Origin of the sequence: Pantoea sp. paga (genome assembly GCF_007558755.1) — a bacterium.
Lineage (GTDB): Bacteria > Pseudomonadota > Gammaproteobacteria > Enterobacterales > Enterobacteriaceae > Pantoea > Pantoea agglomerans.
In genome coordinates, this window is sequence record NZ_VLTF01000001.1 from 1,058,537 (window position 1) to 1,071,587 (window position 13,051).

Annotated in this window: 10 protein-coding genes; 2 read left to right on the forward strand and 8 right to left on the reverse strand. The window is 56.0% G+C overall.

Annotated elements, in window-relative coordinates:
* Nucleotides 1-20: 20 nt before the first annotated feature.
* From FOV68_RS04915 to apbE, 3 genes are all read right to left on the reverse strand, one after another.
* Nucleotides 21-1,673, reverse strand: coding sequence for a multidrug ABC transporter permease/ATP-binding protein (locus tag FOV68_RS04915; RefSeq protein ID WP_064703756.1), 1,653 nt, complete (start codon nucleotides 1,671-1,673; stop codon nucleotides 21-23).
* A gap of 96 nt (nucleotides 1,674-1,769) precedes the next feature.
* Nucleotides 1,770-2,411, reverse strand: a complete 642-nt coding sequence (gene alkB, locus FOV68_RS04920; RefSeq protein WP_031593360.1) for a DNA oxidative demethylase AlkB — start codon at nucleotides 2,409-2,411, stop codon at nucleotides 1,770-1,772.
* Entirely contained in the window at nucleotides 2,411-3,457 is a 1,047-nt protein-coding gene (apbE, locus tag FOV68_RS04925) for an FAD:protein FMN transferase ApbE (RefSeq protein WP_039388539.1), read from the reverse strand. The genes alkB and apbE overlap by 1 nt, the downstream gene beginning before the upstream one ends.
* Before the next feature lie 171 nt (nucleotides 3,458-3,628).
* Here apbE and FOV68_RS24155 point away from each other — a divergent pair, with 171 nt between their 5' ends.
* Together FOV68_RS24155 and FOV68_RS04930 are read left to right on the forward strand one after the other, a co-directional pair.
* Complete coding sequence (locus FOV68_RS24155; RefSeq protein ID WP_010248361.1) at nucleotides 3,629-3,739, forward strand: hypothetical protein; 111 nt, start codon at nucleotides 3,629-3,631, stop codon at nucleotides 3,737-3,739.
* A gap of 149 nt (nucleotides 3,740-3,888) precedes the next feature.
* On the forward strand, nucleotides 3,889-4,083 hold the full coding sequence (locus tag FOV68_RS04930; RefSeq protein ID WP_143990418.1) for a hypothetical protein: 195 nt from the start codon (nucleotides 3,889-3,891) through the stop codon (nucleotides 4,081-4,083).
* Nucleotides 4,084-4,100: 17 nt separating this feature from the next.
* Here FOV68_RS04930 and ompC read toward each other — a convergent pair whose 3' ends face one another.
* The 5 genes from ompC to FOV68_RS04955 all read right to left on the reverse strand — a co-directional run bounded on the left by ompC (nucleotide 4,101) and on the right by FOV68_RS04955 (nucleotide 12,743).
* Complete coding sequence (ompC, locus tag FOV68_RS04935; RefSeq protein WP_010248366.1) at nucleotides 4,101-5,219, reverse strand: porin OmpC; 1,119 nt, start codon at nucleotides 5,217-5,219, stop codon at nucleotides 4,101-4,103.
* Nucleotides 5,220-5,818: 599 nt separating this feature from the next.
* Entirely contained in the window at nucleotides 5,819-6,988 is a 1,170-nt protein-coding gene (locus tag FOV68_RS04940; protein WP_010248368.1) for an HlyD family efflux transporter periplasmic adaptor subunit, read from the reverse strand.
* Complete coding sequence (locus FOV68_RS04945; RefSeq protein ID WP_143990419.1) at nucleotides 6,985-9,132, reverse strand: type I secretion system permease/ATPase; 2,148 nt, start codon at nucleotides 9,130-9,132, stop codon at nucleotides 6,985-6,987. Before FOV68_RS04945 ends, FOV68_RS04940 begins: the two co-directional genes overlap by 4 nt.
* 16 nt (nucleotides 9,133-9,148) lie before the next feature.
* Nucleotides 9,149-10,504, reverse strand: a complete 1,356-nt coding sequence (locus FOV68_RS04950; RefSeq protein WP_010248373.1) for a TolC family outer membrane protein — start codon at nucleotides 10,502-10,504, stop codon at nucleotides 9,149-9,151.
* A gap of 304 nt (nucleotides 10,505-10,808) precedes the next feature.
* Nucleotides 10,809-12,743, reverse strand: a complete 1,935-nt coding sequence (locus FOV68_RS04955) for an Ig-like domain-containing protein (RefSeq protein WP_143990420.1) — start codon at nucleotides 12,741-12,743, stop codon at nucleotides 10,809-10,811.
* Between the last annotated feature and the right edge of the window lie 308 nt (nucleotides 12,744-13,051).

Genomic DNA, 13,051 nt, shown 5'->3' on the forward strand with positions numbered 1-13,051 from the left:
CTAAGCTTTGCCAGCTGCCGTTAAAGCCCGGTGTCGGTGCGTTTCACCGAGTCGAGCGTGGCAAGATCGCGCTCATTACCGGTCAGCTCTGTTAACTGGCCTTCACGCATCTCCAGCAGCCGATCGGCATGAATGAAGTAGTGATCGTCATGGCTGATAGCAAACACCGTTTTACCCGCCTGCTGCAGCCATGGCAGCAGCTCGCGATAGAAGATACGTCGGAAGTGAGGGTCCTGATCCGCCGCCCACTCATCCAGTAGCAGCACATCGCGCTCTTCTGCCACCGCCAGCAGCAGCGCCAGTCGCTTACTCTGTCCTTTAGAAAGCTGCAGGTTCAGTACTTTATTGCCTTCAATCTTCAGCTTATCCTGCATCTTCAGCCTCTCAAGCCAGAGCTGAACCAGCGCCGGGTTGGCTGCAACCCCTTCCCGCCCGATTAGCCGGTCAAACAGATGTAAGTCGGTAAAGACCGCCGAGAACTGACTGCGCCACACATCAAGCTCATCCGCCGTTATCGGCTTGCCATCCAGCAGCAGCGTGCCGGACTGAGGCTGATACAGCCCGGTCAGCAGCATTGCCAGCGTTGATTTCCCGCTGCCGTTGCCGCCAATCAGAAAGACCAGTTCGCCCCGGCGCAGCGTCAGGTTAACCGGCCCGACCTGGAAGCCGTTATCACCATAGTGAAAAGAGACGTCGCGTAACTCCAGCGTTTGCCAGTCTGAGGACGTGGAGGCGGAGTGGAATCCTGACTGATAAGGAGCGAGGTCAAAGGCGTTGAGCTTACGGAATGCGACCTGGGCGCTGAGCAGAGTCGGTAACGCGCCCACCGCGGAGAGCAGCGGCGTGCGTAAAAACAGCAGCGTCAGGGAAAAGGTGGCGGCGACGGCGGTATTGGCCCAGCCCAGGCTGTTGGCCATAAAAAAGACCATGCCGATAGCGCCTAACGTCATGATATTTGACCAGTTGACCGCACTGAGATGGTAAGTATCGGCGCGCACAATGTGGTGTCGCCAGGCGCGGGCATCTTCCTGATAAACCGTGTCGTAAACCTGCTGAGCGCGTGAGCGGTTAAGCTGTAGCTCTTTGCGCCCTTCAATCACCGTCTGATAATCGCGATAGAGGTTATCTTCGATTTCCCGCAGCTTTGCCATGTGCAGGTAAACCCGCGATACCAGCAGCCAGCCGCCAACCAGCGTGACACCCAGCCAGACACTGGTTACCAGCAGCATTTTAGGCGACAGCCACGCGAGATAGATCGCCGAGCCAAGCGTAATAATAACGCCCTGAAAGAGCTCCGGCAGACGCACAAAGGCCAGAGTAATGGCCCGCACGTCGCTGGTCAGTCCCGCCAGCAGTTGCGCACTACCGAGTTGCTCGATGCGTTCAATGCGGGTATCGAGGATACGCTTGATAAATTCGCCGCGCAGTCGCCAGACAAACTGATGGCCAAGCATGGTCAGCGCCAGCTGCGAGGCCAGCGTTACCGCCATCAGCACCACCAGCTGCAACAGAAACTGCGGCAGTACCGCAAATGAGGTGTTAATGGCGACAATCATTTCGCGATTGATAAAGGCAATCATGCCGATACCCAGCACGGCGCTTAACAACGTGAGCGCAATCACCCCGATAAAAGGCCAGCGGAACTGGCGAAAAACAACGCTTAGCAACGTCATGCAGGCAATCCAGCAGTCAAAAAACAGCCTGCAGTGTAATGGGATGCAAAATGATAGCAATAGTTATTCGCACCACGCCGTAACCGGCGTGGTGGGTCAGAAAGCGCGTCGAAACGTCAGGTTATAACGCCAGGCACCCACCAGCGGATGAACGCCTGGCTTAAGTGGCAGGATGCCGTGGTAGCGCAGGCGCGACGGCCCGCCCCACACCACAATGTCGCCATGTTCCAGCAGCACACGCTGGGTACTGTCACCCCGCTCGAAGCCGCCAAACTGAAAGACCGCCGGTAAACCCAGCGACACCGAAACGATAGGCTGACGCAGATCTTTCTCATCTTTATCCTGATGCAGTGTCAGCTTCGCGCCCGGCTCATAGCGATTAAGCAGGCAGGCATCCGGATTAAAGCCAGGGAATCCCGCCTCAGATGCCGCCTGCTGCGCCAGGGTCCGAAACAGCGACGGCATAGCCGGCCATTTGCGCCCGTTCAGGTTGTCCTGCTGCTGATACTGGTAGCCGCGTGAATCCACCGACCAGCCAAAATCGCCACAGTTGGTCATCGCCACCGACATGCGATGGCCACCGGGCGTAATGCGATGGGCAAACGGATTCTGCTCCGCAATTGCCATTATTTGCTGATAAAGCGCCTCTGCATCCTCACGTGCGCGACGCCGCAGGATCACCGCGCCCTCAGCCAGCGTCTCCTGCCAGGGTTGCTCTTCACTAAACAGATCTAACATCAGGGTTCTCCGGATTCAGCGGGGATCAGGAAAGCAGCGAACTGCGGCGACATCCAGCTGACAAATTTATCGCCCTGCTTGCTGATCAGATAGACCGCCAGATGCTGTTCGATCGCCAGCGCCTGGGCTTTTTCCGTGCCAAGTACCATCAGTCCGGTATCCCAGCCATCGGCTTCCAGCGCCGTGGTGGCGATCACCGTGGCGGAAACCAGTTTATGCTCAATTGGCCGTCCGGTAACGGGATCGATCACATGAGAAATGCGTTTGCCGTCCAGTTCATAATAGTTGCGATAGCTACCGGAGGTACTGATGCCGTGTCCCTGCAGATTAACGCGCGCCTGAACCGCATTCTCACGATCGGTCGGTTTCTGAATCGCCACCCGCCACGGCTGCTGCTGCGCATTAAGGCCACGGCTCAGCACGGCGCCCCCCACTGACACCAGATAGTTATTGATGCCGAGCTGCTCCATCAGTCGCGCCAGATGATCGGTGGCAAAGCCCTCGCCCACCGTCGAGAGATCGACATAGAGATCCGGCAGATCTTTCTGCAGCCACTGTCCGTCTGCGCCCTGCACCACCCGCAGATGCTGCAATCCGGTCTGCGCCCGGGCGGCGGCGATTTGTGCCGCATCCGGCGTATGGCCGGGCTGCTTCGTCGGGCCAAAGCCCCATAAGTTGACCAGTGGCCCGACGGTAATATCCATCGCCCCGCCGGTTTTACGGCCAATCCGCAGTGAGGTCGTGACAATATCTGCCATGTTTTCACTCACCGGCTGCGGTGACAGGTCACGGCTTTGGTTGAAGCGCGATAAGGCGGAGTCTGGCTTCCAGGTAGAGAGTTCCGCATCGTCCGCATCCAGCTGCTGCTGAATACGCTGTTGCAGTTCCGCTCTGCGCTCACTCGCCACATCGGCCAGGCTCACCCGCCAGACGGTTCCCATGGTTTTTCCTTCCAGCACCAGCGCGGATGTGGTCGCTGGCTTATCACAGGCCGTTAACATTAAAGTTAACATCGCTATAAACAGCAGATTAATCTGAGAACGCATCTTTCCTCACTTGTAACACTTTATTCAGCTCTGCTACAAAGCATAAACTTCGGGTAAAGACGCTTAAAGAGAGTTGAATATTTCTCTGAAACCTATCAATATTCACCGGTCATCTACCCTGTATCCGCCTTTTATCAGGCGACTAACGTTAACCAAAGTAAGGAGCGGCAGATGATCTATCTGATTCTCGTCATTGCCCTGGGGCTGTTTATCTTCAGTAGCTATAAAGTTTTGCACCAGCGTCGTCATCGTCACATGACACCCTCACGCCCGCGCCAATAACAGGCTTAACTGCACCTGATTGGGGCAAGATCGCCCTGACGCGCGCGGCAAGTGTACCAAAGTGCGCGCGAGGTCTGTGGCTGTGAGAGCGGTAAAGCTGGCATGAATTCTGCACTGTTGAAACAGTGTTTATCTCTGAGAGGTGCAGAATGAAAAATTCACAGAAGTGGCAGTCAGCATGGCATCATTGGCTGAGCTTTTCAGCCTTCACCCTGGCAGGCGTGGCATTTGAAGGCGCGCGATTCGGCAGCGTGGTGTCGTCAGTGACAACCGCGCCGGAAGCCACTAAGTGGCGAAAGGCTGAAGCGCTCAGCCCGAAAGGTGACGTAGGAGCGCAGCGGTAACTGCGCTCCCGTACAACTCAGAACTGGTAAACCAGACCCAGTGCCACCACGTCGTCGGTATTGATACCGGCTGCGTCGGTGAAAGCGTTGTCGTCCAGCAGGTTGATCTGGTAATCAACATAGGTGGACATGTTTTTGTTGAAGTAGTAGGTCGCGCCGACATCGATATATTTTTTCAGATTCTGTTTACCCCAGTTCTGAACATCGGTGCCGCGTGAGGTGACGTACGCCAGGGATGGACGCAGGCCAAAGTCGAACTGATACTGCGCAACCAGTTCCCAGTTGTCCGCTTTATCCGCATAGCCATAAGCTGAAGAGTCGTTGGTGCTGTCGCCGAAGCGGGTCGCATTGTACGAGCGTGAGTACATAGCCGCCAGATAGACATTGTTCGCGTCATATTTCAGACCGCCAGTATAGACTTCCGCTTTATCGCCACTCCCGAGGATGCCTGATGTTGCGCTGTTCTGGTCGTTGGTACGGTCAGACTGGAAAGCAGCCGCACCAATGCCGAAGCCTGAACCCAGATCGTAAGTTGTGCTCAGACCCCAGCCGTCGCCATTCTGACCCAGTACGTCACGGCCATTCGGAGACTCTGTGCTGTTGCCATTCTTGCCCTGATACTGGACTGCAAAGTTCCAGCCATCCACCAGACCGAAGAAGTTATTGTTACGGTAGGTCGCCATGCCGTTACCGCGCTGATACATAAAGTTATCTGCGCCGTAGGTATCGCCGCCGAACTCTGGCAGCACGTCGGTCCATGCGCCGATATCGTAGGCTACACCGTAGTTACGACCGTAGTCGAACGAACCTGCATCACCAAATTTCACACCGGCAAAACCAACACGGGTGTAGCTGTCAGCCGTACCTTCAGACTCGGCGTTGTTCAGCGCCGCCTGGTATTCCCACTGGCCGTAACCGGTCAGCTCATTGCTGATTTCGGTTTCGCCCTTAAAGCCGAAGCGAACGTAAGACTGATCGCCATCAGAACCATCGTTATCAGAGAAGTAGTGCAGACCGTCAACTTTACCAAACAGATCTAATTTGTTGCCGTCTTTGTTGTAGATTTCAGCTGCGTTTGCTGATCCTGCTGCAACCAGCAATGCAGGGATCATCAGGGAGAGAACGCGACGTTTCATTTTATTACCCTCTGTTATGTGCCTTTTATTATTTGCCACTGCTAACTGAATGATTAAAAATTCAGCCGGCAAGCCATTGTTGTTTTATAACGGGCAATAATCCACCAGGAAAATGCTACTAAATTTCCAAAAGTGTTTCATACGTCGAAACAGTTATTTCATAATGTAAATAACGGGGAACTAATAACCAGCACGGATCGATAAAAAATGGCGCACAAATCGATAAACCGATTTGGATAGCCATGTTATCAACAGGTTACATCAGAGTATTCCGAAGCACTGAATGATAAAACTTATACGGCATCTGGTAATAGAATAGACCCCGCTATCATCATTTATTCCATTATTACCTTCATTCTCCCCGAATGAGATGTACAACTTATTATTTCCCGCCGGACAAATTGTCCGGCATTTTTTTGCCTGCTGTTTGCCGTTGCGTTATATCTTCGTAAACTTTATTAACCGGGTTAAATTAACTACAGTCTGTTTCCGCACATATTGTTAAAATACGCACGCTTTGCGCCCTGATTGCCCAAATATCTGCCATGTTAATTTATCACCGTAATTAAGCAGGCAGATATTTTAGCTGGTGCGAATTTTCAGCGCTCGCGCATCGATTCTTTGACTTTATTCAGGGGTTTAATCAGATAATCCATGACCGATTTCTGACCGGTTTTAATCTCCACATTGGCCACCATACCGGGCACGATCGGGAATTTTCGTCCGGCACGGTTAGTCAGCTCGGCTTTCTGGGTACGTACATAAACACGATAGTAATATTGATCACGTTTTACCTCATCCTGCAGGGTATCTGGCGAGACCGTTTCAACTTCGCCGTGCAGATCGCCATAGATTGAGGAGTCATAGGCGGTCACTTTCACAGTGGCGGCCAGACCGGGTCGTATATAGGCGATATCGCGTGGATTGATGCGCGTCTCAATCAGCAGTTGATCCTCCAGCGGGACGATTTCCATCAGTTTACCGCCAGGCTCCAGTACGCCACCGACCGTGGTAACCTGAATATCTTTAACGATGCCGCGTACCGGTGAATAGAGTGTGGCACGCGTCAGCTGATCCTCTTTGCCTGCGGCAACTTGCAGTTGCGCATCCAGTTCGGCATTGTTTTTCACCTGCTCTTCGTGGGCGCGCACCAGATAGTCATTGCGCGCCTCATCGATTTTGCCGCGCAGATCGCTGACCTGACGACGCAGTCGAATCACCTCGACCTGCCCTGCTGCGCCTTTGGCAACCAGCGGTTCCGTCAGCCGCAGTTCATCCTGCACCAGTCGCAGCGACTGCTGCAGATTACTGATGGTTTCGGTGAGATTACGGCGTCGCGACTCGTAGAGCTGCCGTTCGCGCGTCACCAGGTTCGGCTCCTTCAGCGTTTCGGCGCTGAATGTCAGCGGTGTGCCCGACAGCTCCGCCTCCAGCCGTTCGGACGAGGCGCGCAGGGTGCGCACTTTGGCCTGCGCCTCGCCGAAGTTCGACTGGAAGCGCGTCGGATCGAGGGTCGCCAGCACCTGCCCTTTTTCGACAATGTCGCCCTCATGCACATTAAGCTGTTTGACGATGCCGCCATCCAGGCTGTCGATCACCTGTGCGCGGCTGGAAGGGGTGACTTTACCCGTGCCGACCGTGACCTCATCCAGAATGGCAAAGTGCGCCCAGATGAGAAATATCGCCAGCGCGGCGGTGCAGAGCCAGATAATCGCCGATGTCCGGCGTTCATGACGGGCAAGATCTTTATCAACAATAACCAGACTCATGCGGTGTCTCCCTTAGCTGGCGATGGCGCGTGTGTCGTCGCGCGGCGCAGGATCTCGTCGCGCGGGCCGTCGGCCACAATCCGGCCGTTATCCATCACCACAATACGATCGACCATCTTCAGCAGTGCCGGACGGTGCGTCACCAGCACCAGCGTCCGGCCGCTGATCCAGCCCTGTAGCTGACGGATCACATGCTCCTCCAGCTGTTCATCCATCGCCGCGGTGGGTTCATCCAGCAACACCACCTGCGGCTGACGCAGGATCAACCGGCTCAGCATCACCATCTGACGCTGGCCGCCCGACAGCCCGCGCCCGCCTTCATTGATAATGCGGTCCAGGCTGGCGGCATCCTGCTGGACTAGCGACAGCGCACCGCTGATGCGCAGCGCCTGCAGCATCTCCTGTTCGCTGGCATGGGGATTGCCCAGCATCAGATTCTGCCGCAGCGTGCCAAAAAAGAGACGAGAGTCGTGCGACAGCCAGCCGAGCTGACGACGTAAATCGGTGGGATCGATACGCTCAATATCGACGCCATCGACAATCACTTTGCCCTGAGTCGCCAGCGCCTGACCGGCGAGGATCTTCAGCAGCGTCGATTTCCCTGCGCCGACTTTGCCCAGAATGGCAATCTTCTCACCGGGCTTAATCTGCAGTTGCTGAACGTTGAGCACATTCTTTTCATTCTCTTCGTCATAGCTGTAATGCACATTGCGCAGATCGTACTGGCCGGTGAGCGTCGGGCAGTGTGCCAGCGTGGTCGCCTCAGGCTGATCAAGCGGCTTCTTCAGCAACTCATCCAGCCCTTTCATCGCCATTTTGGCATGCTGCCAGCGCGAGAAGACCATGGTCAGTTGCATCAGCGGGGCGATGGTGCGTGATGAGAGCAGGCTGCAGGCGACCAGCGTACCGGTGGTGATTTGCGAATCGAGCACCAGATAGACACCAAATACCAGCATGCCCGCATAGGTGAGCTGCTGCACAGTCGCGGCCCAGCCGGTGAGACGCGCGCCCCACAACCGCTGCTGATTACTGATTGAGGCGCTGACTTCGTGCGTCTGCTCCCACTGACGCTGAAAATAGGGTTCTGCCTGCAGCGCCTTGATATCCTCAATCCCTTCAATGGTCTCCACCAGCACTGCATTGCGCAGCGCGCCCTCGCGCAGCCCCTCTTTGGCCAGGCGTGCCATAGGGATCTGCACCAGCAGACCGGGAATGACGATCAGCGGGATCGCCGCCAGCGGAATCAGCACCAGCCAGCCGCCAACAAACGACATGATAAACAGGAACAGGATGACAAACGGCAGATCGGCCGCTGCGCCTACCGTGGTCGAGGTGAGCAGCTCACGCACCTGGTCGATCTCACGCAGCTGCGAGATAAACGAACCGGTCGATTTCGGACGTGCCTCATTACGTATGCTCATCGCCCGGGCAAACAGCATGGCCGAGACTTTCAGGTCGATGCGTTTGCCCATTAAGTCTGACACCTGGGTCCGCATCAGCCGGATCAGATACTCAATGGCCGCAGCGATCAGCACGCCGACAAACAGTACCCACAGCGTGGACTGCGACTGGGCCGGAATGACCCGATCGTAGACCTGCATCGAAAAGAGAATACCGGCCAGCGCCAGCACATTACTGATCACCGAGGCCAGCGAAATTTCCGTGATACGGCGGCCCATACCGCGAAAATTTTTCCAGAACCAGTGTGGCTCATAAGGCTGAACGAATTCGTCGATGCGCGCATCACGGCCACGCGCCGCTACGCCAATCACGCCGACATCGCCCTGGGCGCGTGCCAGCAGTTCTGATAACGCGCTTTCACGCACCACATCGCCGCCTTCACTGAGCCAGTAGCGCGCGCTGTTGTCTGAATCGATGCTCTCCAGCACCGCCACGCTGGCATTCTCCAGCACCAGCACCACCGGGGTAATCTCCTGACGCCAGCGCAGTTTGTTCTGCGGCACCATGGTCAGATGCAGTCCCAGCAGGCCGGAGAGTCGTTCCAGCTGCTGTGACACCGGCAGATGTTCAAACCAGCGCATCTGCTGACGCAGGGTTTTGCCATCGGCAGGTTTACCGAATCGCGCAGCCACACGCAGCATGGCGGCAATCCAGTTATCGGTATTCAGGGTTGATGTACTCATTATTAATGCCTTATCGCTATTGCAGCGAAGGAAGGAGATCGCCGCTGCTTTGCTGGCGATCGATACCCATGATATCGAGCAGATTGTCTACCGCGGCGGCATAACGCACGGTGGCGTCCCAGCCATCGTAAAGCGCGGTGATGCGTGAGCTGTCAGCCTGAAATACATCCTGTTCCACGCTAAGCAGATCGTTCAGGCTGCGCTTACTCAGGCGATATTCATCGGCGTAGACATTACGGGTATGGTCGGCGCTGGCCAGCTGCACTTCCCCGGCGGCCTGCCGCTGCTGCGCGCCAATCATGTCGGCATAGGCGGTAGAGGCGTTTTGATTGATCGCGAGCTTAGCCTGCTGAATAGCGGCCTGCGCCGCTTCACGATCGCCCTCGGCTGACTGGGTTTTCGCATTCACCAGGCCGCCCTGATAAAGCGGCGCTTCCACCTGCAGCTGCACTTCATCATCCCAGTAAGATTGACGGTCGTTTTCATAGCGGGTCCGGCCCGCCTGCACTTTAATCGTCGGCCAGTGACCGGACTCTGCCTGGCGCACACGTTCACGAGCGGCTTCCTGTTTCGACTGCGCGCTGCGCACCGCCGCGCTGCTTTCATAGGCGATTTTGTCGAGGGTGATCTGCTGTTTAAGCAGCGCCTGTGGCAGTTCAGGCAGAGTTGCGGGGACCACACCGGTCAGCACGGTCAGCTGCGCGGTGGCGGAACGGTGCTGGGCACGATATTGCTCCAGCGTAGCCTGCATCGCGGCGATGCGGGTTTCCGCCTGCAGCACGTCGGACTGAGAATTGAGGCCAGCATCGGCGCGCAGCTTCGCGATATCCCGCACGCGCTTCAGCGAGGCGATATTGGTATGCGCCGTTTCTGCCAGCGCCTGGTAACGTTTGACTTCAAGGTAGGCCTGCAGCGTATCTTCCGCCACGGTGGTCATCGAATCGAACAGGCTGTAACGATAAGCATCCGACAGCGCGTGCTGCTCATCGATGGCGCTGCCGGTGCGGCCAAAGTCGTAGAGCAGCTGGCTGAGCGTGATGCCACCGGAGCCGTTATTGTTGAGGCTCCCGGCGGAGTCAGTCTGATGAGAGCGTCCCGCCGCGCCCTGCAGTGAGATCTGCGGATACCAGGCGCTGCGGGCGGCATCAAGATCCCCCTCACCGATATGGATCTGTGCCGCCGCTTCCGAGATTTTCGGATTGCGGGCGAAGGCCCGAAGAATGGCGTCGCGCAGCGTTAAGCTGGCAATCTGCTCTTCGGTGGGCGCGGCGCGCCAGTTAAATTCGGCTTTAGGTAACGGTGCGGCAAAGGCCGCGTGCACTGCAACGCCACTCAGGGCGCACAACAAAAAAGTTAATCGCGCTTTGTTCATTATCCATACCAACAGGGGTTCTTATCATCATGGTGTTTTTCCTGGTGAACAAAGCGAGCAAAAAGGGGTGCCACTCAGCGTCTGACGCATTTATTGCATTATTTTATTTATGGTTCGCAAGCGAGGCGCTAAACGACCTTTAACATTATTAGATCATATCCCGGGCTTATTCCTGCTAAAAACAGATGAAATCGTTAATATTTCTCCTGAGAGGACAAAAAATAATCACTAAACGCATCCACGCCAATCCAGACAGGCTTAACAGACCTGTCCGGAAGGCAGTGCGTTTGCTAATGTTTTCGCGTCAGACCAGCGGGTGTGCCGCAGGATGCTGCAGCAGGTGATCGGCAAGTGTATAAGGAATATCGGAGAACAGATGGTTTTCCTGCGGTGCGGCGGCAGTGGATGCCTGCGCCACGTGCGCGGTTTCCGCCTGCTGGGTCAGGCTGACAGTCTCCAGCAACTGGTCCACCGTCTGACCCTCCAGCGGGTTGGCGCTTTCGGTATGGGATGCCACCTGCACCGTCTGGCTGGCACTGGCCAGATTACCGGCGCTGTCTTTGCCGCTGACTGTCATCTGGTACTCACCATCGTCCAGCGGTGCCAGTTGCCCGGCCAGAATGGTCAGCGCCCAGCCGCCATCGGCTTTTACACTGGCGCTGTAGTGCTGATCGCCCAGCGTTAATTCCACCAGGCTGCCCGGTTGCAGATGACTGGAGCTGCCCTGAATCAGATGCCAGCTGTTGACATCGGCAGCATCAATTTTGTTATCACCAAAAGCCGTGTCCAGGGTCAGCGTCGGTCGCTGATGCACGGCTACGGTAAACAGTTGATCACTTGTCTGGGTGTCGCTGTTGCCATATTCATCCCAGCGGTGAAAGGTGGCGGCGACCGGGCCATCCGGCAGTGCCAGCAGTTCGCTGGAGGTCAGTGTTACCATACCTTTGGCATCGGGCTGGTAGGTTTTACCGTTGATCTCCAGGGTGTTGGCGCCTTCAACGTAGAAGCTCAGATCGTGCTGCGCCTCCTGATAGTTGAGCGTCATGTCACCGCCGATATCCATTTCGGTGTAGATCGGAATAAAACCGGTGTGGATATTCAGCTCATGCGTGACGTTGGTGTAGTTGTTGGCCCCGTCGATCGACCAGGCGCGGATTTCCCCAACGTTGATAAAAGCGTGCACATCCGCTGCCGGGATCACCACCTGCCAGTGTCCATCTTCGGCTATCGTGGTGGCATAATCTTTCTGGTTGGCACCGTTGATCACCAGCCGATGGCCCGGCATCACGGTGGAGAGCGTGCCGCTAATTAGCAGATCCTCCTGGCTTTCTGCCAGGTTTATCACATCGTCCGCAGTGACCTTGTCGAAGGTAATTTTTGGCAGGCTACTCAGATGGGTGATCAGCGTCAGATCGTGATATTCGGTGGCGCTGTTTCCATTGGGATCGGTCGCCGTGACTTTCAGGCTGTAGACCCCATCTTTAAGCGCCTGCATATCGCTTTCATGAAATGTGCCATACCACTTACCGTCGTTTCCCATGCTGGCGGTGGTGGTTTGCGTCCCCAGCGTCAGTGTCAGCTTCGACCCCACCGGCAAGTGCGTTGCGCTGCCGCTGATCTCAACGCCATAAATGCTCTCAGCAATACTCACCGCGTTATCGCCACTGACCGTGTCCACGCTCAGGGTAGGTTTGATCGTGCGGTCGACATAGAGACCAAAGTCAACGGTGGTTGCCGTGCTTTGCCCTGCTTTATCGGTAATGGTCAGCGTGAGCGTGTGATTGCCATCCGGTACGCCTTTCAGCGCGTCGGCCGGCATAGAAGCATTCCAGTAGCCCCACTGATTAACGGTGCTGTGCCAGCTTTGATCGTTGAAGGTCAGCGTGACGGTGGAGCCCGCTTCTCCTTCCGCACGGCCGCGCAGATGCACCGGCTTTTCCGCTTCCCAGCCGGCGATCACGCCATCACTGGCGATCGCTTCATAGGGCTGCAGCCAGGCGGGTGGCGAATTCTTCACCGTGGCCAGAGTGTTGCCATTGAGCGGGCTGCTATGCAGTGACTCGGTGGAGAGCGTGGTGACAGGCAGGCTCTGGCCCGGCGTGGCGAAAGGAAGGCTCAGACTTTGCGTGGCGGCTGGCGCAATGGCGGGCACAGCGCTATCGGCAACGGCAAAGTCGCTTACCGCCGTCTGGAAAATGGATTCGAGCCGGATGGTACGAAGCGTATCGCGTGATGACATAGGTAACCTCAGTTCAGAACAGAAACGCAGACAAAAACCATCGGATAAACCGATCGTTTACTCTGACGATATGGTAGTGGGACAGCTAAAACTGCCCGTTTCCGCTGGTCGGAACTGATTACCCGCAGGTAACAAGGATTTATAAACAGGACGCTAATAAAAGCGCCAAATAGAGTCAGAATGCTGATTTTACGGCGTGACGCCGTTTGTTGCGCCTACCCTAATCTTTCATTCTGCTAATGAATAGTGGCGATAATCTGGAAAGTGGAATTATCACGTGACTGAAACAAAAAAAGCGGGTGCTTTCG

What these genes read in the sequence shown, in the direction of transcription:
- FOV68_RS04915 (WP_064703756.1), bottom strand. Translation starts at nt 1,673, where the DNA reads ATGACGTTGCTAAGCGTTGTTTTTCGCCAGTTCCGCTGGCCTTTTATC.
- alkB (WP_031593360.1), bottom strand. Translation starts at nt 2,411, where the DNA reads ATGTTAGATCTGTTTAGTGAAGAGCAACCCTGGCAGGAGACGCTGGCT.
- apbE (WP_039388539.1), bottom strand. Translation starts at nt 3,457, where the DNA reads ATGCGTTCTCAGATTAATCTGCTGTTTATAGCGATGTTAACTTTAATG.
- FOV68_RS24155 (WP_010248361.1), top strand. Translation starts at nt 3,629, where the DNA reads ATGATCTATCTGATTCTCGTCATTGCCCTGGGGCTGTTTATCTTCAGT.
- FOV68_RS04930 (WP_143990418.1), top strand. Translation starts at nt 3,889, where the DNA reads ATGAAAAATTCACAGAAGTGGCAGTCAGCATGGCATCATTGGCTGAGC.
- ompC (WP_010248366.1), bottom strand. Translation starts at nt 5,219, where the DNA reads ATGAAACGTCGCGTTCTCTCCCTGATGATCCCTGCATTGCTGGTTGCA.
- FOV68_RS04940 (WP_010248368.1), bottom strand. Translation starts at nt 6,988, where the DNA reads ATGAGTCTGGTTATTGTTGATAAAGATCTTGCCCGTCATGAACGCCGG.
- FOV68_RS04945 (WP_143990419.1), bottom strand. Translation starts at nt 9,132, where the DNA reads ATGAGTACATCAACCCTGAATACCGATAACTGGATTGCCGCCATGCTG.
- FOV68_RS04950 (WP_010248373.1), bottom strand. Translation starts at nt 10,504, where the DNA reads ATGAACAAAGCGCGATTAACTTTTTTGTTGTGCGCCCTGAGTGGCGTT.
- FOV68_RS04955 (WP_143990420.1), bottom strand. Translation starts at nt 12,743, where the DNA reads ATGTCATCACGCGATACGCTTCGTACCATCCGGCTCGAATCCATTTTC.